Source organism: Burkholderia sp. BCC1644, assembly GCF_902833225.1.
GTDB lineage: Bacteria > Pseudomonadota > Gammaproteobacteria > Burkholderiales > Burkholderiaceae > Burkholderia.
In genome coordinates this window covers 178944-199078 of the sequence record NZ_CADFEI010000011.1, presented here as the reverse complement: position 1 = coordinate 199078, position 20135 = coordinate 178944, and the positions used below count along the sequence as shown (strand labels likewise).

Here is a 20135-nt window from a genome sequence, read left to right as displayed (position 1 = left end):
AGCACGTCGTGGCCTATATCGATTTGAAGAACGTAACGCTCGATTTGCCGATCTATGACGTGCAGGGACGCTCGCTGAAGAAGCAGGTCATGCGCATGGGGCGACGCAATCGTATTGCCGAGGGCAGTGACGGCGTGATCGTCGTGCGCGCGCTTGACGACGTCAACGTCCGCTTCGATCGTGGCGATCGCATTGGGCTGATCGGGCACAACGGCGCGGGAAAGTCGACGCTGCTGCGTGTGATGGCGGGCATCTACCCGCCGACAGCCGGTACCGTGTCGCGCAGCGGCAAGGCCGTGCCTTTGCTGGATATCAGCCTCGGCATGGATGAGAACTCCACCGGCATGCAGAATATTCGCCTGAGGGGGTTGCTGCTCGGGATGTCCGACGCGGAAATCCGGCAGAAGCAGCAGGATATCGCGGAGTTCTGCGAACTCGGCGACTACCTGGATCTGCCGATTCGTACCTATTCCAGCGGCATGCGCGTTCGACTTGCATTCGCCGTGTCCACTGCGGTTGATGCGGAGATCCTGTTGCTCGACGAAGTGATGGGTGTCGGCGATGCGTCGTTCATGCACAAGGCGGAGGCGCGCTTGGCGGATCTGCATAGTCGGGCCGAGATCGTCGTCCTGGCCATGCATTCGAACAGCGAAATCCGCAAGGTCTGCAACAAGGCGCTGTGGATGGAACGCGGTCGGGTCCGCGCATTCGGTCCAGCGGATGAGGTCGTGTCGCAGTACGAGGCGGCGGTAGCCTGAGTCTCGCCGTTATCCAGATGACATTGTCAAAAGTCAGTTCGCTTGTAGGGCGGATCACCGGGGGCAGGAACCTTGGCGCCATGTTGCGCCAGGGCTATGCCGTCTATCGCCGCGAAGGTTTCGGCGGGGTCAAGCGCAAGCTCACGTGGATGATGGCCGGTGCGCCCGGTGCGATCGATCCTGAGGACTATGCGAACTGGATAAGTCGTCATGATCGGATCGACGACGCCATGCGCGAGGCGATCGGGCGTCGCATCAGCGGGTTTGCAAAGGCACCGCTGATTTCGGTCGTGATGCCGGTCTACAACCCCCGTCCCGAGTGGCTGGCGGAAGCGATTGAATCGGTGCGCGGCCAGCTCTATCCGCATTGGGAGCTGTGCATCGCTGACGATCGCTCACCGGATCCGGCGATTCGTCCGCTGCTCGAGCGTTATGCAGCACTGGACTCGCGGATCAAGGTGGTATTCCGCGAAACGAACGGCCATATTTCCGCGGCGTCGAACAGCGCGCTCGGTCTGGTAACCGGCGAGTGGGTTGCGTTGCTGGATCACGACGACCTTTTGCCTGAGCACGCACTCTACTGCGTGGCGGATACGATCGAGCAAAATCCGTCCATCCGTCTGATTTATTCGGACGAGGACAAGATCGACGAAGGTGGCAAACGCCGGGATCCGTACTTCAAATGTCAGTGGAACCCGGATCTGTTCCATTCGCAGAACATGTTCAGCCATCTCGGCGTCTACGAGAAGGCATTGCTGGACGAGGTCGGCGGGTTTCGCATCGGCTATGAGGGGTCGCAGGACTACGATCTCGCGCTGCGTTGCATCGAGCGCGTCGACGCGAATGCCATTCGTCATATTCCGCGCGTGCTGTATCACTGGCGTATTCATTCGACCAGCACGTCGAGCGGCGTGGAAGCCAAGCCCTATGCGGCGGTGGTCGGCGAAAAGTCCATCAACGAGCATTTCGGCAGGCTGAATGTTGCAGCGCATGCCGAATACATCGGATATGGCTATCGCGTACGGCATGCACTGCCGGCGCAGCCGCCGCTCGTTACGCTGATCATTCCGACACGTAATGCAGTGCACTTGATGCGCCAATGCATCGGTAGCATTCTCGAACGCACGACTTACGAAAATTACGAAATCCTGATCGTTGACAACGGTTCGGATGACGCGGAAGCGTTGCTTTATTTCGAGTCTCTCATTGAGGACCCCAGAATTCGGGTCTTGAGGGACGATCGACCGTTCAATTATTCGGCGCTGAACAACGCCGCGGTCGCGTCCGCCAACGGTGAGTTCGTCTGTTTGCTCAACAACGACATCGAAGTCATTTCTCCGGACTGGTTGTCCAATATGGCTGGACTGGCACTGCAGCCCGGAGTGGGGGCGGTCGGGGCAAAATTGTTGTATCCGAACGATACCGTGCAGCATGCCGGTCTTGTGCTGGGCATCCTCGGCGTCGCTGGCAACGCGCACAAGCACGTTCCACGGACGACGCGCGGCTACTTCGGGCGTGCCGGTCTCGTCAGTGGGTTTTCGGCGGTGACGGCTGCCTGCCTGCTGGTGCGCAGGTCGATTTACCGAGACGTCGGCGGGCTGGATGAAAAAAATCTGGCCGTGGCCTACAACGATGTCGATTTCTGCTTGCGCGTTCGCGAGGCCGGCTACCGCAACGTATGGACGCCGTTTGCCGAGTTGTATCACCACGAATCCGCGACGCGCGGCCCGGAAACCGATCCCGCTAACCAGCTGCGTTTCCAGCGCGAAACCGCGTATATGACGCAACGATGGGGCAAGATGTTGCTGGATGATCCTTGCTATAGCCCCAACCTGACCCTCGACCGTGAGGATTTCGGTCTCGCATGGCCGCCCAGGGTGGCTCCGCTTGCTTAGGCGTCTTGCGGAAACCGGTGACGATGGTGCACGACGTGAACTGTCGAACAGATCATTGACGAAGCACCGGAGAGAATGGAGTTGACGTGAACATCTATCCTGTCGTTTTGTGCGGGGGGAGCGGCACCCGCTTGTGGCCCATGTCGCGCGGCGGATATCCGAAGCAGTACTTGAGGCTGACGGGGGAGCACACGCTCGTCCAGCAGACGGTAAAGCGGCTGGCCGGCGTTGCGGGTGTGGCCGAGCCGATTGTCATCGCAAACCAGGATCAGCGCTTTCTGGTCGCAGACCAGTTGCACGGTATCGGAGTCGAACCGGAAGCCATCCTCCTCGAGCCGATGAAGCGCAATACCGCGCCGGCGGTTGCCGCGGCCGCGCTGATTGCTGTCGAACGATCGCCGGATGCGTTGCTGATGGTCTTGCCATCGGATCACGTCATCCTCGACACAGCCATGTTTTCGGATCTGGCATCGACTGCAGCCGATATCGCTCGAGAAGGTTATCTCGTGACTTTCGGAATCGAGCCGACGAGCCCCCATACCGGCTACGGGTATATCCGCAGCGGCTCAGCGCTGGACGGATTCGGCGGAGCGTGCCGCGTCGATGGATTCACGGAGAAGCCCGATGCAGAAACGGCTGGACGCTTCCTGGACCAGGGCGGGTACTACTGGAACAGCGGCATGTTCATGCTCAAGGCATCGGCCTATCTGGAAGATCTGGCCCGTTATGCCCCGGCGGTACTGGCACACATCGAGCAAGCGGTTGCACAAGCCCGGCGCGATGAAGACTTCATACGATTGGATGCGCAAGCGTTTGCCTTGTGTCCCGATATCTCCATCGATTATGCCGTGATGGAAAAAACCGACCGTGCGGCAATGGTCGTTGCGTCGGGCATGGGTTGGAGCGATATTGGCTCGTGGTCCGCGCTCGCCGACATCACGGAGAAAGACGCGGAAGGTAATGCATTGTCGGGCGATGTGATCGCGGAGGACGTGACGGGCAGCTATATCCGGGCAGACCACCGGATGGTGGCCGCGATCGGGCTGAAGGACACGATCGTCGTTGAAACAGCGGATGCGGTACTCGTTGCTCATCGGAGCGAAACCGAGCGCGTGAAGACGATCGTCGAGCGCCTGAACGCATCGGGGCGGCACGAATCAGTAACGCATCGCAAGGTTGTGCGCCCGTGGGGAACTTACGAAAGCATCGATCAGGGTGAGCGATTCCAGGTGAAGCGGATCATCGTGAACCCGGGGTCGTCGCTCAGTCTGCAGATGCATCATCACCGCGCGGAACACTGGATTGTCGTGCGCGGTACTGCGCGAGTGACGAATGACGGGCGTGAACTTCTGCTGACGGAGAATCAGTCGACCTATATTCCGCTCGGTGCGAAGCATCGGCTGGAGAACCCGGGAAAGATCCCGCTCGAACTGATCGAGGTTCAGTCGGGGGCTTATTTGAGTGAGGATGACATCGTGCGCTTTGAAGACAATTACGGGCGAGACGTCAAGCCGATATGAGTGAAGTGCGCGTGTTGCGTCGCGAAAGCCGTATTGTGCGGCCCGGCGGAGCATGGACAAGGTGTGCTGTAGCGGTTTGCGTTGCGTTCGTCTGAACACCGGATCGATTGCTGGCGGGGGCGGCACAGTCGTCCGACTACGAAGGAATCAAGTGGAAAATACAACTGGTCAATATTCGCTCCCTGAAATCATCGATGCCTTGGGCATCGACGGTGAGTTGTTCTGGGAGCCGCGCCGGCTCGTTTCTCCGGGCGCGTGGGCGGGGCACATCGCTACCGCATTCTGGCTCGTGAAGGCGATACAGCCGCGTGTGTTGGTGGAATTGGGTACTCACAGCGGAAACTCATACTCGGCATTCTGTCAGGCGGTTTCGCAGTACGGGTTGTCGACGCGCTGCTTTGCGGTCGATACGTGGCAGGGAGACGAGCATGCCGGCCAGTACGGTGAGGAGGTATTCGATAGCCTCTCGAAGTTCAACGATCTGCACTACGCGGGCTTTTCGAAGCTACTCAGAATGACGTTCGACGAGGCGAGGGACTACTTCCCGAGTCGTCCGCAAGGAGAAATCGATCTGCTTCATATCGACGGGTTGCATACGTATGAAGCGGTCAAGCACGATTTCGACACATGGTTCGACGCACTCTCGGATCGAGCAGTTGTCCTTTTCCACGATATCAATGTGCGCGAGCGTGGGTTCGGCGTCTGGCAGCTTTGGCAGGAACTGTCGGCGAAGTACCCGTCGTTCGAGTTCGACAACTCCGAGGGACTCGGCGTGCTTTGCACGGGATCCGAGAGTGCGCCGCTGATTGCCAAACTGATGGCGCTGGGCGCCGACCCTGCAGCTGCGTCGACGATTCGGGCGATGTTTGCTGCGCGTGGAGAGGCTTTTCGTCGTCATGTCCAGGCGGTTGACCTCGACAGGCACGCCAATAACCTGAGCGGAGAAATCGTGCGCCTGTCGAATGAAGCGCAGGCGGCCAGGGCCGGGTTCGATGAACGTGTCGGGGCTCTTGCGTCGGAACTGGCACAGGAGCGGGTGGTTCGGCAGACACTGGAATCGGGCGCCGCGGATGCGGCGGCTGCGCAGGAGGTTCTCCGTCAACGCATCGTCGCACTCGATGCAGATCTGGCGCGGGCACGGGACGAACAATCGTCCCGCGCTGCCAGCAAAGCGGAGTGCGCGCGCCTCTCCTCCGAAGTCGAGCGGCTCGAAGCGAAACTTGTACAGCAACACAGCGAGTACGAAGGGCAACTGCACAGCTTGATGGAGAGCGAGCTTCGCGAGCGCGATCAGATCGTTCAGTCGTTCCGGAGTTCCACATCCTGGCGCGTGACGGCACCGATGCGGGCCGTGATTACGCGGCTTCGCGGCTCGGGAGCGGTGAATCCGCTGGCACTTTCGTCTACTGGTGCTCCCGGTGCCGGTGGCGCGACGACGGCCGCCGCGGGAACCTCGGATGGCGCACTGGGAACTGATGCGAAAGCGGCGATGCGTGCCGGATTCAAGGTGCGTTTCGACGCGTTTTTGACCTCGAGCGGGATGCTGCGATTCAAACGTCATGTGGAGCCCGACGTCAGCATTCTGCTGATCTTCTATAACAGTGTCGAGCTGAGTTATGCATGCCTGGCATCGATCGCCGAAGTCCTGAGCGACAGCGAGATCAAGGCGGAAGTGATCATTCTGGACAATGCATCGACCGATGCAACTTCCCGGCTGCTTGATCGTATCGAAGGCGCAACGATCATCCGCAGCAAGGAGAACCTGCACTTCCTGAAGGGTACGAACCGGGCGGCGAAGGAGGCTCGCGGCAAGTACCTGCTGTTCCTCAACAACGACGCACTTCTGATGTCGGGCTCGCTGGAGGCGGCGGTCGCGCTGTGCGAGGCGGAAGGCGACATCGGCGCTGTCGGAGGGCGGATCATATTGCCGGACGGATTGCTGCAGGAGGCCGGATCCGTGGTCTGGCGAAACGGTGCGTGCACGGGTTACGGCCGTGGTGGTGCGCCTGATGGTGCGGAATACATGTTCCGCCGCGATGTCGACTATTGCTCGGGGGCTTTCCTGTTGACCCCACGCCAATTGTTCGAACGCCTGAATGCATTCGACGAGCGCTACGCGCCTGCTTACTATGAGGAAACGGACTATTGTCTGCGGTTGTGGGAGTCAGGGCATCGCGTGGTGTTCGATCCGGATGTCGTCATCATGCATTACGAATTCGGCAGCGCATCGACCAGTGCCCAAGCTTTGCAACTGCAGCAGAGAAACCATGGAATCTTCCGCGAGCGGCACGCGGGCTGGCTCCAGGAGCAGCACGAGGTAGCGCCTGAGAAGATTCTGTGGGCGCGTGCAGCGCGCAGTAACCGAAAGAGGCTTCTCTTTATCGAGGACCGTGTCCCGCATGAAAGCCTGGGATCCGGGTATCCGCGCGCACTGGAGCTTCTGTGCGCACTGGAAAAGGCGGGGGCAGACATTACGCTTTTCCCGATGTTCCGCCACGAAGAGAGCTGGCCGGCCATTCGGCGCACGGTTCCTGTTTCGGTGGAGGTGATGCGCGACTATTCTGCGCGTGATCTTTCGCGGTTTCTGAAGGAGCGGGCCGGATACTACGATGCGATCGTGGTTTGCCGTCCGCACAACATGGAAGCGTTCCTCGGAGCAACCAACGGCGGCAAGTCGCCGTGGGTGAGCGACACGGCCATCATTTACGATGCGGAGTCGCTGTTTTCGTCGCGCGTGCTGCTGGAGCGCAAATTGTCTGGCGAGACCGTGTCGCCAGACGAAGCTCGCAAGATGATTGCAGGCGAAATTGCGCTGACCCGTCCGGCCAAGGCGATCATTTCCGTGTCCGAAGCTGAGAAGCGTCAATTCGAATCGCATGGCGTGGGGCCTGTCTACGTGCTCGGCCACGCGGTCGAGCCGACGCCGACGCCGCGTGCGTTCGCGCAACGTGCCGACTTCCTGTTCGTCGGCGGGATTCATGACGATAATTCGCCCAACGCCGATTCGCTGCGCTGGTTCGTCACGCAAATCTGGCCGAAGGTTCTCGAAAAACTGGGCGCCGATCTCAAGCTCCACATCGTGGGCTATAACCGGGCAGCCAGTGTTTTCGCATTGAAGGATCGATCCGTGCACCTGGTCGGCCGAGTCGATGAGCTTGAACCATGGTACGACGCTGCACGCGTCGTCATTGCCCCGACTCGAATCGCCGCAGGTATCCCGATCAAGGCACAGGTTGCAGCATCGCATGGCGTTCCGATGGTGACCACTCGACTGATTGCCGAACAACTGGGTTGGGAGTCCGGTGTGCATCTGCTTGCTGAGGACGATGCCGATGCGTATGCCGATGCATGTGTGCGCTTGTATAACGACGAGGTGTTGTGGAATGCAGTGCGGACGAATGCGCTTGAACGCGTTGCCGTCGATTGTTCGACACAGCGTTTCGATCAGACGGTAAGCGACCTGTTTGCGCAGATTCCCGGCGGCGATAGTTCGTCCCGCAACTCGTCCACTCAAAAATGACTCACATGATCGAGCCGACACTCAACCCGGCGAATGATTTGACTGCTGACGGGCCGTGGTGGGTTGCCACCGGGGCGGATCCGTATTTTCTGCTTGATTTCGGCAATGCTCGAATCTCGGCGGGGTGGAACCTCGTCACGCTCGAGGTCGAACTCGAGAGCGGCGTTCTCGCTCCGACGTTCTATTTCGACGCCGGCACCGGATTTTCGCAGGAGCTTGCGCAGGCGTTGCCCGTAACGTCTTTGTCTGCGCAGGGTGCGATGGTTGTATTTCCGGCGAATGTACGGGCGATTCGCCTGGATCCGATGAGCTGTCCCGGACGTTTCAGGATCAAGCGGTTGTCGATTCAACCCATGTCAAGATTGTCGCTGGCTTGGCGACGCATGAAGCCTGTGATCCGCGCGCTTCGCGACAAGCCCGGGATGGTTTTTCCGTATGCCGTGCAAGCCATGCGGCTGGTCAAGGAGCGTGGCGTCGTTGGCGCGCTGCGGCACGCACTCAGGGATCGCACGACCGACACCTTGCCAGGCCAGTCGGGTAACGAGTATGGAGATTGGGTGGCACGCTACGATACGTTGTCGCAGGACGACGTATCCGGGATCGCGGCGCATATCGAGCGCCTGGCGTATCGTCCGCTCATTTCCGTGCTGGTTCCCCTCTACAACACGCCCGAGCCATTCCTGATCCGATGCATCGAGTCGGTGCGGGAGCAGCTTTACGATCACTGGGAGCTGTGCCTCGTCGACGATGCGTCGCCACAACCTCATGTGCAGCGGATTTGCGAACGATATGCTGCGCAGGATTCGAGAATCCGATATTTGCGTCGCGAGACGAACGGACATATTGCCGAGGCCACCAATTCGGCGTTGTCGCTTGCGACAGGCGAGTTCAGCGCGCTACTCGATCATGACGACGAGCTTGCCGCGCACGCGCTGTATATGATGGCGGTGGAGCTGAACAAGCAGCCCGATCTCGACATGCTCTACTCGGACGAGGACAAGATCGACGAGCAGGGCAAGCGCTACGAGCCGTGGTTCAAATCGGACTGGAACTACGATCTGATGCTGTCGCAGAACGCGGTGGTTCATCTGGCGGTTTACCGCACGTCGATACTGCGGGAGATCGGCGGTTTCCGGAGTGCGTTCAACGGTAGCCAGGACTACGACGTGACGCTTCGCTTCAGCGAGCAAACCACGCCGGAGCGCATCAGGCATATTCCGTTCATTCTTTACCACTGGCGTGCAATCAGTGGCTCCGTCGCGCTTGCCACGACGGAGAAGCTGTATCCGTATGAGGCTGCAGAGCGTGCGATTCGCGAGCATCTCGAGCGAACCGGTCGGAGCGCGATGGTGGAGCGTCAGCCACATCTCGGTTACTACCAGGTTACGTGGCCGGTTCCTGCACCTGAGCCTAAGGTCGCAATCATCATTCCGACGAAGGACAAGGTCGAACTGCTTCGTGTTGCTGTCGACTCGATTCTTGAGAAAACGACCTACGAGAACTATGAAATCGTCATCGTGAACAATCGCAGCGTGGAAGCGAGCACGATGGAGTATTTCGCGCAGGCGCTGCAATCGCCAAAGGTGCGTTTGCTCGACTACGACAAGCCGTACAGTTTTGCCGCGCTGAATAACTGGGCCGTGACCCAGACGGATGCGCCGTTGCTGGCTTTCGTGAACAACGACATTGAAGTGATCGAACCGAACTGGTTACGGGAAATGGTCGGGCACGCGTTGCGCCCCGAAGTCGGCTCGGTTGGCGCCAAGCTGCTTTATCCGAACGGGACGATCCAGCACAGTGGCGTGGTCGTGGGTATCGGCGGCCTCGCGGGGCATCCGCACGTCGGAGAGCCTGGCGAAACGTTCGGCTATTTCGGACGTGCTGCGTGTACTCAGCGGTACTCGGCCGTGACGGCTGCATGCGTGGTGATGCGCCGCGAAGTCTTTCTCGAAGTCTCGGGTTTTGACGAGGTCAATTTTGCGGTGGCGTTCAATGACGTGGATCTTGGCATGCGTCTCGGACAGGCGGGTTACGCGAATGTATGGACGCCGCGCGCACTGCTTTTCCATCACGAATCGGCGAGCCTCGGATTGCCGACGAACGAAGATCGCCGCCGGCAGTTCCTTGAGGAGTGCGATAACTTTCGCAGAATCTGGGCGGATGTCATCAGGAATGATCCTTTCTATAACCCGAATCTGACCATAAGTGGCGGCGATTTCCGCCCCAATTTTCCGCCGCGCGTGCGCAGGCCGTGGGTCGAGCAGAAGGATCTGAGCGAGGATATGGCGGTGTAGGGTCATGCGTGGCCGCCACTTGTGTCGCGGGCTTTCCGGTCGGGGGCGGCGTGCAACGTTGCGTTGTTAGCGCAACGGGCATGGTTGGACATATGGCAGCCCGCATTCCCTGGAAAGGGATACGGGTTGTGAAGTGTCAGGCTGGCGGTGGTGTCGTTGCCCGGTCAGGCTCTCGTCAACAAGCGCTTGATCGTGCGCAGGGGTGATGTTATTCGCCAGCTTTTCGACGTCAATAACTCGATCTGTGATCTGCGTAAGTCGTCGAGTTCCGTGCTTGCAGTCGTCATCTTCGATTCGGTGTCGGCGAGCGCAGCATGAGTCGAGCGCAGCTGTGCCTCGAGTTCTCCCTGCCTGTTACGCGCGTCGTCGCGTTCGGTATGAGCGCTTTGCAGTGCTTGGGACCATGCTTGCTGCTGCTGTTCCAATGCGTGAATCGTTTCGTTAAGCGACGCAATGGTCGCATTCAATGTGTCGGTGGCGCGCTGGTGATCGTGGAGCGCGGCGTCGCTTGCTTGCTCGGACGCTTGTGTCAGGTGGAACTGCCGATCGAGTTGCCATTCATATCTTAAAAGTGGCGAGATGTCGTCAAGGTATGTACGCGCGTTTCTGGCGGCATCGGAGAGCAACGTATTGTCGGCCGAAAGTCTGCTTCGTACCGATTCGTCGAGTGCGGCAAAAAGCGCCTTGACCTGGCGGGGCGCGGAGTGAAGCAGATCGAGGTCCTCCGCGGCAAATCTGGTGTGCCTGAGGTCGCCGTCGATGAATTCACGGGCGAATGTTGCAGCCTCGGACTCGATCAGCGGCAATCCCAGTTCGGACGAGATTCGCGCCAATTCCGCTCGAGGTGCATCCAGCAGCGCATCGTAACTGATGAGTGTCCGCGTGCTACCGGCGGTCATCTCGAGCGCGGAAAGCGTGTGAGCGAGCCAAAGGATATGCGATTTTTCTTCGGCAAACCGGTCGCGCTCCAGGAGCGAGCGTGCAACGCTGATCGGATTGCGAATGGCAATGACGTACACGACGCGGATTTGCAATCCAGCAAGGACGGGTTGCCAGAACCAGGGTAGGCGGGCAATGCGCGGATCCTTGAGCGCAAAAGTCTTGCCGCCGCATTTTGCACGAATCATGGCCGCGGCCTTGACACGGAGCTCATCGAGTCGGTGCATGTCGATCGCGCTAGAGTCGATCGGTGCCATGGTGTCCCAGTCGAACCCAGCGGCGTGCATGACATCGATGTTGATCTGATTGACGTCAAGATCTTCGAAAAATCCCTTGTCGTTGTTTCCTGCTGCCGCAGGCATGAGTCTCGAGCCGAGATCGGCACCGAGCGTTTCCATCGCGCGCGTGAGAACGCTTGTTCCGCTACGGTGCATGCCCAGGACGACGATCAAGGTCGGTGTCGCGGACGAGGAGTTGAGCATAGAGTGAAACGGACCTGTATAAAGAGGGGCAATTGCGTTGCTGCTTGGTGCCATCAGTGCGATGCCGGCGAGGCCATGTTCAAGCGGCCGCGACGAGGGCTGCGCGGGCACTCCAGGCGAAGTTGCACGGCAACGTGCCGTATCCAATGGCTGGCATGTGGCGCACCCGGAAACAGTAGGTACATTCTAAGCAGACACGAAATGCAGGCACGACTTGAGTACGGCAATTTCAAAACATGCCGTTACCATGCGTTACTTGCGAGCAGCATTGACTCATCGAAGACCGATTCGTTCCGGCCGGTCAACCGTTGAGCGCGGCGCACGGGGAGGGTATCGCGTGCGTTCGATGGTGCTGGTTCATCGTATTCGACGCGGCGCTTAAAATGGGGGCGGATTTTATGATTGCTGCCCGGCACGCAGACGTTAAAATGTCGGGACGACACCGCCTTTCAAACGAAAAGGGGGCTTGTACGGTTCGATAACCGTACGAGTGTGTGATTCTCATGCATCGGCAGTTGTCCAACCAGCGCTTCATCATGCAGGCGCGCAGTCGAACCACGGATGAATGTAATAAGCGTGCCCCCTCGCGATAATGATGGTTTGTCAGTTTCCATCGTCGTTTATCACCCCGACGCCGTTCAACTTGAGCAGACGCTGTTCAGTCTGGTCGCTGCGTGCGAACGACTGCGTACGGCCTCGCCCGAATGCCCGGTCGATTTGTTTCTGGTCGATAACGGTGGTCTCGGCAATATCGAGGCGATGATCGACCGACTCATTGCCGCAGGCATCACAACCCGGATTCTGTCGGGCCACGGCAACGTCGGCTACGGGCGGGGGCACAATCTCGCGATCGAAGCGTCGACGCGCCCGCTTCATCTGATCCTGAATCCCGACATCGATCTCGACGCAAACGCGCTTGTTGCCGCTCGTGCGTTTCTCGATTCGCATCCGGACACCGGTGCGCTGACACCGTGGATCGGCGATGACGCGGGCGGGCAGCAGTATCTCTGCCGCCGTTACCCGGCGATGCTCGATCTGCTCGTGCGCGGCTTCCTGCCGGCGCGGTTCCGCGCACCTTTTGCGAAGCGTCTCGCACGCTACGAAATGCGCGATGTCATCAACGGCCAGAACGTCGTCTGGGATCCCCCCATTGTCAGCGGCTGCTTCATGCTGTTCCGGACCGAAGTCCTGAAGAAGCTTGGCGGCTTCGATCCGCGCTACTTCCTGTACTTCGAGGACTACGACCTGAGCCTGCGCGCGCACGAGGTCGCCCGCGTCGCGTATGTCCCGTCGGTGCGCGTGATTCATCACGGCGGCGGCGCATCCCGCAAGGGCTTCGCGCACATCCGCATGTTCGCCGCATCGGCCTTCAAGTTCTACAACCGCTTCGGCTGGAGGCTCTGGTGAGTCACCTTGTCGTCACCGGCGCGAACGGCTTCGTCGGCCGTGCAGTCTGCCGCCGCGCGCTGGAAGCCGGGCACACGGTTACCGCACTGGTGCGGCGTCCGGGCGGCTGCATCGACGGCGTGCGCGAATGGGTACACGACACCGCCGATTTCGACGGCCTTGACGAAAGCTGGCCGGCCGACCTGGCCGCCGATTGCGTGATCCATCTCGCCGCGCGCGTGCATGTGATGCGCGACGAGTCGCCCGATCCCGACGCCGCATTCGACGCCACCAACGTCGCCGGCACGCTGCGTCTCGCCGAGGCGGCGCGCCATCACGGCGTGCGCCGCATCGTGTTCGCGAGCAGCATCAAGGCGGTCGGAGAGCGTGACGGCGGGGTGCCGCTGTCCGAGGCGTTCGAACCCGATCCGCAGGATGCATACGGCCGCTCGAAGCTGCGGGCGGAGCGGCAGCTCGCGCAGTTCGGTGCGTCGGCGGGGCTCGACGTCGTCATCGTTCGTCCGCCGCTCGTCTACGGGCCGGCCGTCCGCGCCAACTTCCTGCGGATGATGGACGCGGTCGCGCGCGGGATGCCGTTGCCGCTCGGCGCGGTTGCAGCGCGCCGCAGCATCGTCTACGTCGACAACCTCGCCGATGCGCTGCTGCGTTGCGCAATCGACCCGCGCGCGGCCGGCGAATGCTTTCACGTCGCCGACGACGATGCACCGTCGGTCGCGGGCCTGCTGCGCCTCGTCGGCGACGCGCTCGGCAAGCCGGCGCGGCTGCTTGCGGTTCCGCCGGCCCTGTTGCGCGTGGCCGGCAAGCTGACCGGCCGCAGCGCGGCCATCGATCGCCTGACCGGCAGCCTGCAGCTCGACACGGGCCGGATCCGGCGCGTGCTGGGCTGGCATCCGCCCTATACGACCCGCCAGGGCCTCGAAGCGACCGCCGCATGGTATCGTTCGCGCGATACACGAAAATAAGACCACATGCTTCTCGCGAACCCCACCTGGCTCACCACGGCCGCGGTGGCCCTGGCCGCCGCATTCGCCTCGACGACGATTCTCCGCGTACTGCTTGCCACGGGGTGGGCCTGGCGCCTCGCGACCGACATTCCGAACGATCGTTCGCTTCATACGCTGCCGACACCGCGCGTCGGCGGATGGGGCATCGTGCCGGTTTGCGTCGTTGCGCTGCTGGCGCTGTCGCCGCGGCTCTGGCTGATCGCCGTCGCCGCGGCGGGATTGGCCGCGATGTCGCAGATCGACGACCGGCGCGGGCTGCCGGCCCGCGTGCGGTTCTCGGCGCACCTCGCGGCAGTCGTCGCGCTGATCGTCGTCTTTCCGGCCGATGCACCCTGGTGGCTGCTCGCCGGCGTGGGTTTCGCGATGGTCTGGCTGACGAACCTGTACAACTTCATGGACGGGGCCGACGGCCTTGCGGGCGGCATGGCGCTGTTCGGCTTCGGCGGTTACGCGGTTGCGGCGCTCGGTGGCGCACATGCGTCGCCCGATCTCGCCGTGGCGGGCGCGGCGGTCGCCGGCGCGGCGCTGGGCTTTCTTCTGCTCAATTTCCACCCGGCGAGACTGTTCCTCGGTGATGCCGGCTCGATTCCGCTCGGATTCCTGGCCGGTGCGCTGGGCTACTGGGGCTGGCGTACCGATGTCTGGCCGATCTGGTTCCCTGCGATGGTATTCGCGCCCTTTATTGCCGACGCATCTGTAACACTTTTGAGACGCCTGTTACGCGGAGAAAAGTTCTGGCAGGCGCACCGCGAGCATTATTATCAAAGGATGGTCCGATCGGGCGTCAGCCACGGTCGGACCGCCGTTTATTGGTACCTCATCATGCTCGCGGGCATAATTCTGGCCATGTGGGCAAAGGGCCGCCCCGAACTGCAGCAATGGCTGTCGTTCCTCGCGTGGTATGGCGTCCTGGCATGCTTCGGATGGTTGATCGACATGCGTTGGCGCCGGTTTCAGTCGGCCACCGAAAACAACTATTGAGGTTTCCCGCCGATGTTTCGATCCAGAGCGTCGTGGCTGTCGCTGAGTGCTTTCCTGTTCGACCTGACGGCGGTTGTAGCCGCATGGTTGTTCGCTTATCTCGTTCGTTTCAACGGCAGCGTCCCGCATGATTTCCTGAGCGGCGCGCTGATGGCGTTGACCTGGGTGCTGCCCATCTACGCGCTGATGTTCCACGGGTTCGGCCTGTATCGCGGGCTGTGGGTGTTCGCGAGCTTGCCCGACCTGATGCGCATCGCGAAGGCGGTAGTCGGCGGCGGCGTGATCGTGATGATCGGCGCCGTGATGTTCCAGCCGCAGCCGATCATTCCGCGCTCGGTGCTGCTCGTGTCGCCACTGATGCTGTTCCTCGCGATGGGCGGTGCCCGCGCGCTCTACCGTGCGACGAAGGAGTACTACCTGTACGGCGGCCTCGTCGGCAAGGGCAAGCCGGTGCTGGTGCTCGGCGCCGGCACGGCCGGCGCGAGTCTCGCGCGCGAGTTGTCGCGTTCCGGCGAATGGCGCCTCGTCGGCCTGCTCGACGACGACGTCACGAAGCAGGGCCGCGAAATCTACGGCTACAAGGTGCTGGGCTCGTTCAACGACCTCAAGCACTGGACCGATGCGATGAAGGTCGAGTACGCGATCATCGCGATCCCGTCGGCGTCGGTCGAAACGCAGCGTCGCGTCGCGACACTGTGCGTGCGGGCCGGCGTGAAGGCGATGGTGCTGCCGTCGCTGACCGCGCTGATGCCGGGGCAGGGCTTCCTGTCGCAGGTGCGGAACATCGATCTCGAGGACCTGCTCGGCCGCGATGCCGTGACGATCGACACGCCGCACGTCGAGGCGCTGCTGCGCGGCCGCGTCGTGATGGTGACGGGTGCGGGCGGTTCGATCGGCTCCGAGCTGTGCCGGCAGATCCTGCGCTTCGCGCCGGCGCAACTGGTTGCATTCGACCTGTCCGAATACGCGATGTACCGGCTCACCGAGGAGCTGCGCGAACGGTTCCCCGACCTGCCCGTGCTGCCGATCATCGGCGATGCGAAGGATTCGCTGCTGCTCGACCAGGTGATGTCGCGCCATGCGCCGCACATCGTGTTCCATGCGGCCGCCTACAAGCACGTGCCGCTGATGGAGGAGCACAACGCCTGGCAGGCGTTGCGCAACAACGTGCTCGGCACGTATCGCGTGGCCCGCGCGGCGATCCGCCACGACGTACGTCACTTCGTGCTGATCTCGACCGACAAGGCGGTCAATCCGACCAACGTGATGGGCGCGAGCAAGCGCCTCGCCGAAATGGCATGCCAGGCATTGCAGCAGACGAGCGGGCGCACGCAGTTCGAGACGGTGCGTTTCGGCAACGTGCTCGGCAGTGCGGGCAGCGTGATTCCGAAGTTCCAGCAGCAGATCGCGAAGGGCGGCCCGGTGACGGTCACGCACCCGGAGATCACGCGCTTCTTCATGACGATCCCCGAGGCCTCGCAGCTCGTGCTGCAGGCGTCGAGCATGGGGCATGGCGGCGAGATCTTCATTCTCGACATGGGCGAGCCGGTGAAGATCGTCGATCTCGCGTGCGACCTGATCCGGCTTTACGGGTTCTCGGAAGACCAGATCCGGATCGAGTTCACGGGGCTGCGGCCCGGCGAGAAGCTCTACGAGGAGCTGCTCGCGGACGACGAGGCGACGACGCGCACGCCGCACCCGAAACTGCGGATCGCGCGGGCGCGCGAAGTGCCGGACAATTTGCTCGACGAGCTGCTGCCGTGGCTGATGCAGCATCGCGTGCTGTCCGACGACGAAGTGCGGCGCGACTTGCGGCGCTGGGTGCCGGAATACCAGACGGCCGTTGCCCCGACCTTGCAGAGCGTACCGACGGTGCGCGCCGCGTCGAACGATTGATGCGGCCGGGTCGCGACCCGAACGGCTCGACGACGCATGAAAAAAAGCGCCCGGCAGGGCGCTTTTTTTCATCCGGCAGCCGATGTGACGCTCAGTGGCTGCGCCGGTGCTTGCGCACCACCATCCACCGCGGCGCCCTGAACCGCACGATGCTGATGTACAGCCACACGTAGGTCAGCGCGAACAGCACGACGAACGCGAACAGGTGCACCGTGTGCCGCCAGAACAGCGTCGCGGGGATCACCGCGACGAGGCACAGCAGCCACAGGTACGGCGACGTCAGCGAATTTCGGCGCGTCAGGTCGTGCGCGTGCTTCGTGCCGACGGCCCAGCGCATCAGCCGCTTGTACACGAGCATGTGCAGGTGCACGCCGTCCGGAATGCCGGGCGACATCCCGCGGATGAACTTCTTCCGGTAGATCGAGAAGCAGGTCTCGAAGATCGGGTACATGAACAGCAGCACTGGGTACCACGCGGATACCTCGCGATTGCGCATCACGAGCATGATCGCGAGTTCGGCAAGCATGAAGCCGATGAAATACGCACCGCCGTCGCCGAGGAAGATCAGCCCGGCCGGGAAATTCCACAGGAAGAAGCCGAGCACGGCGCCCATCATGATGATCGACGCGGACATCACGACCGGGTCGTTGACATGGAACGCGACGTACGCGAGCGACGCGAACATCATGAAGCTGACCATCGACGCGAGGCCGTTGAAGCCGTCGATGATGTTGATCGCGTTCGCGAGCGCCGCAACCGCGAGCACGGTGACGAACGCCGAAATGGCGACGTAGCCGAGCAGGAAGTCGAGCGGCGGCACGCTGATGCGCGTGACCGCGATGTTCATCAGCCAGAACGCGAGCGCGGCCGCGCCCATCGTGCAGAGCAGCCGCGCACGCGGCGACACGCGCTTGGTCAGGTCCTCGACGAGGCCGGACAGGAACGCCGGCATCCCGCAGGCCGCGATGCCGAGAATGCTGCCCGCGATCGTCGGATAGCGCCGGGACAGGATCAGTGCGGCAACGACGACCCCCGCGAGGATCCCGATGCCCCCCACTCGCGGCACGGGCCGCACGTGGAATTTCTGCACGCCGGCCAGATCGCTGTCGACCGAGAATTTCTCGTGAAGGTGCGCGTAGCGCACGATGAACAGCGTGACGAGCAGGGAGACGATGAAGCCGGACGCGAAGCTGAGCATGGGATCGCTCGAAAAATGGACAGCGGATTATACAAAACCGCGCGGGTTCCCCTCCTGCCATCGCCAGTGGTCGGCACACATTTCCTCGATACCGAGCGTCGCGCGCCAGCCGATGATGTCGGCCGCGGCCTGCGGGTTCGCATAGCACTCGGCGATGTCGCCCGGGCGGCGTGCGACGAGTTCGTACGGCACCGGTCGACCCGACGCCTTCTCGAACGCACGCACGACTTCCAGCACGCTGTACCCCTGGCCCGTGCCGAGGTTCACGACGAAGCTCGCGTCGCGCTTCGCCAGCGCGTCGAGCGCGGCGATGTGCCCCTTCGCGAGATCGACGACGTGGATGTAGTCGCGCACGCCCGTGCCGTCCGGCGTCGCGTAGTCGGAACCGAACACGCGCAGCTTGTCCAGCTTGCCGACCGCGACCTGTGCGACATACGGCATCAGGTTGTTCGGGATGCCGGCCGGATCTTCGCCGATCAGCCCGCTCGCGTGCGCGCCGACCGGGTTGAAGTAGCGCAGCGTCGCGATCCGCCACGACGGATCGGACACCTCGAGATCGCGCAGGATCTGCTCGGCGATCAGCTTCGACTGGCCGTACGGGTTCGTCGCCGACAGCGGGAACGACTCGTCGATCGGCGAGCGCTCGGGCACGCCGTACACGGTCGCGGACGAGCTGAACACGAACTGTTTGACGTTGCGTTCGCGCATCACCTTCAGCACGGCGAGCAGGCCGCCGATGTTGTTCTGATAGTACTCGAGCGGCTTCGCGACCGATTCGCCGACGGCCTTGAGCGCCGCGAAGTGGATGGTCCCGGTGATCGGGTGCGCGTCGAACACCTTCGCGAGCGCGGTTTCGTCGCACACGTCGACCTGATGGAACGCGGGCGTCTTGCCCGTGATCTGCTCGATGCGCCGGACGGACTCGGCCTTGCTGTTGACGAGGTTGTCGACGATCACGACATCGTAGCCGTTGTCGAGCAGCTCGACGGCCGTGTGCGAGCCGATGTAGCCCGCGCCGCCGGTAACGAGGATGGTGCCTTTAGCGGTCATTGCTGATGCGCTCCTTCAGAGTGTGAATCCGGTCAACGAATGGATGGTCTCCCTGTAGCGCTCGACGACCTGCTGCTCGTCGAACTCCGCCGCGACCTTCTGCCGGCCGCGTGCGCCCATCGCCGCACGGCCTTGCGGTCCGAGCGCGATCATGCGATTCAATTGTTCGGCGAGGCTTGCACTGTCGCGTGCGCGGCACAGGAAACCCGTTTCGCCGTCGGCGACGACGTCGCGGCAGCCCGGCACGTCGGTCGCGACGATCGGGCGGCTCATCGCCGACGCTTCCATCAGCGTGCGCGGCACGCCCTCGCGGTACGACGGCAGCACGACGCAGTCGGCCGCCGCGATATGCGGGCGGACATCGTGCGCCTCGCCGAGATATTCGATGATGCCTTCGCCGACCCACGCGTCGACGTCCGCGCGGCCGATCGCGCTCGGGTTGTCGACGCCGAGCGGCCCGAGCAGCTGGAAGCGTGCGTTCGGGAAGCGGCCGCGCACGATGCGCGCGGCTTCGACGTATTCGCGCACACCCTTGTCCCACAGCAGCCGGCCGATCAGGATGAAGACAGGTGCGTCGCCGGCAGGCAGCGGCACGGGCGCGAACTGTTCGAGATCGACGCCTTCGCCGTGCAGCAGCCGCGCGCGGTCGGGATGCGCGAGCAACCGCTCGTCGGTGAAGGTCGCGAGATCGTCGCGGTTCAGGAACCACACTTCACGCGGGAAGCGGAACGCGAACCGGTACAGCCGCTTCGCGACGCTCGCCGCGCGGCTCTTCTGGATGAAGACGTAGCCGAGCCCCGTCGTCACCGCGATCGACGGCACGCGCGCGAGCCAGGCCGCGACCGACCCGTAGATGTTCGGCTTGATCGTGTAATGGAACACGAGATCGGGCCGCAGCGCGCGGTAGTGACGCACGAGCGCCGCGAGCGTGCCGAGATCCTCGCGCGGGCTCGTGCCTTTCGACGCGACCGCGAGCGCCACGTAGCGGCAGCCCATCTGCTCGAGCAACGGCACCGTGCGGTCGTGCGGCGCGATCACGATGACCTCGGCGCCGCGCGCGACGAGCGCACGGATCAGCCCGTGGCGATACGTGTAGATCGCCCAGGCCGTGTTGCAGACGAGCGCGATGCGCAGCGGGGAAGTGGCGGACATGAAAAAAAGAAAAAATAAAGCGTCGTAAATGCCGGCTGG

13 protein-coding genes are annotated in these 20135 nt (G+C 62.3%); 9 read left to right on the top strand and 4 right to left on the bottom strand.

What is annotated here, in order from left to right:
• Positions 1-8: 8 nt before the first annotated feature.
• From HWX87_RS22875 to HWX87_RS22855, 5 genes are all read left to right on the top strand, one after another.
• Complete coding sequence (locus HWX87_RS22875) at positions 9-758, top strand: ABC transporter ATP-binding protein (RefSeq protein ID WP_176049410.1); 750 nt, start codon at positions 9-11, stop codon at positions 756-758.
• A gap of 17 nt (positions 759-775) precedes the next feature.
• Positions 776-2653 (top strand): glycosyltransferase family 2 protein, encoded by a 1878-nt coding sequence (locus tag HWX87_RS22870; protein WP_176049409.1) that lies wholly within the window; start codon positions 776-778, stop codon positions 2651-2653.
• An 86-nt stretch (positions 2654-2739) separates the two neighbouring features.
• The gene (locus HWX87_RS22865; RefSeq protein ID WP_176049408.1) at positions 2740-4173 is read left to right on the top strand and encodes a mannose-1-phosphate guanylyltransferase/mannose-6-phosphate isomerase; all 1434 of its coding nucleotides are present in this window, start codon (positions 2740-2742) and stop codon (positions 4171-4173) included.
• 151 nt (positions 4174-4324) lie between these two features.
• Positions 4325-7693, top strand: coding sequence for a class I SAM-dependent methyltransferase (locus tag HWX87_RS22860; RefSeq protein WP_208456545.1), 3369 nt, complete (start codon positions 4325-4327; stop codon positions 7691-7693).
• Positions 7694-7698: 5 nt separating this feature from the next.
• A complete protein-coding gene (locus HWX87_RS22855) occupies positions 7699-9987 on the top strand; it encodes a glycosyltransferase family 2 protein (protein ID WP_176049406.1) in 2289 nt (762 codons plus the stop codon).
• Positions 9988-10151: 164 nt separating this feature from the next.
• Here the strand turns inward: HWX87_RS22855 and HWX87_RS22850 are convergent, their stop codons facing one another.
• The gene (locus HWX87_RS22850; RefSeq protein WP_176049405.1) at positions 10152-11378 is read right to left on the bottom strand and encodes a hypothetical protein; all 1227 of its coding nucleotides are present in this window, start codon (positions 11376-11378) and stop codon (positions 10152-10154) included.
• A gap of 591 nt (positions 11379-11969) precedes the next feature.
• On the opposite strand from HWX87_RS22850, the gene HWX87_RS22845 reads away from it, so the two are divergent.
• The 4 genes from HWX87_RS22845 to HWX87_RS22830 are packed head-to-tail and all read left to right on the top strand — an operon-like array spanning position 11970 to position 16696.
• Positions 11970-12815 (top strand): glycosyltransferase family 2 protein, encoded by an 846-nt coding sequence (locus HWX87_RS22845; RefSeq protein WP_176049404.1) that lies wholly within the window; start codon positions 11970-11972, stop codon positions 12813-12815.
• Positions 12812-13777: an SDR family oxidoreductase gene (locus HWX87_RS22840; protein WP_176049403.1), complete on the top strand. Its 966-nt coding sequence runs from the start codon at positions 12812-12814 to the stop codon at positions 13775-13777. Before HWX87_RS22845 ends, HWX87_RS22840 begins: the two co-directional genes overlap by 4 nt.
• A 6-nt stretch (positions 13778-13783) precedes the next feature.
• Positions 13784-14800: a glycosyltransferase family 4 protein gene (locus HWX87_RS22835; protein ID WP_176049402.1), complete on the top strand. Its 1017-nt coding sequence runs from the start codon at positions 13784-13786 to the stop codon at positions 14798-14800.
• Between the two features lie 12 nt (positions 14801-14812).
• Positions 14813-16696, top strand: coding sequence for a nucleoside-diphosphate sugar epimerase/dehydratase (locus tag HWX87_RS22830; RefSeq protein ID WP_176049401.1), 1884 nt, complete (start codon positions 14813-14815; stop codon positions 16694-16696).
• Between the two features lie 91 nt (positions 16697-16787).
• On the opposite strand, the gene HWX87_RS22825 is transcribed toward HWX87_RS22830, so the two are convergent.
• Genes HWX87_RS22825 through HWX87_RS22815 form a run of 3 tightly spaced genes read right to left on the bottom strand, consistent with a single transcriptional unit; the run spans position 16788 to position 20096 of the window.
• Positions 16788-17894, bottom strand: coding sequence for a glycosyltransferase (locus HWX87_RS22825; protein WP_176049400.1), 1107 nt, complete (start codon positions 17892-17894; stop codon positions 16788-16790).
• Positions 17895-17921: 27 nt separating this feature from the next.
• Positions 17922-18944: a UDP-glucose 4-epimerase GalE gene (gene galE / locus HWX87_RS22820; RefSeq protein WP_176049399.1), complete on the bottom strand. Its 1023-nt coding sequence runs from the start codon at positions 18942-18944 to the stop codon at positions 17922-17924.
• A gap of 15 nt (positions 18945-18959) precedes the next feature.
• Entirely contained in the window at positions 18960-20096 is a 1137-nt protein-coding gene (locus HWX87_RS22815) for a glycosyltransferase family 4 protein (RefSeq protein WP_176049398.1), read from the bottom strand.
• Between the last annotated feature and the right edge of the window lie 39 nt (positions 20097-20135).

Coding starts and splice junctions, on each gene's coding strand:
- HWX87_RS22825 (WP_176049400.1), bottom strand. CDS start 17,894: ATGCTCAGCTTCGCGTCCGGCTTCATCGTCTCCCTGCTCGTCACGCTG.
- galE (WP_176049399.1), bottom strand. CDS start 18,944: ATGACCGCTAAAGGCACCATCCTCGTTACCGGCGGCGCGGGCTACATC.
- HWX87_RS22835 (WP_176049402.1), top strand. CDS start 13,784: ATGCTTCTCGCGAACCCCACCTGGCTCACCACGGCCGCGGTGGCCCTG.
- HWX87_RS22830 (WP_176049401.1), top strand. CDS start 14,813: ATGTTTCGATCCAGAGCGTCGTGGCTGTCGCTGAGTGCTTTCCTGTTC.
- HWX87_RS22845 (WP_176049404.1), top strand. CDS start 11,970: ATGAATGTAATAAGCGTGCCCCCTCGCGATAATGATGGTTTGTCAGTT.
- HWX87_RS22870 (WP_176049409.1), top strand. CDS start 776: ATGACATTGTCAAAAGTCAGTTCGCTTGTAGGGCGGATCACCGGGGGC.
- HWX87_RS22815 (WP_176049398.1), bottom strand. CDS start 20,096: ATGTCCGCCACTTCCCCGCTGCGCATCGCGCTCGTCTGCAACACGGCC.
- HWX87_RS22855 (WP_176049406.1), top strand. CDS start 7,699: ATGATCGAGCCGACACTCAACCCGGCGAATGATTTGACTGCTGACGGG.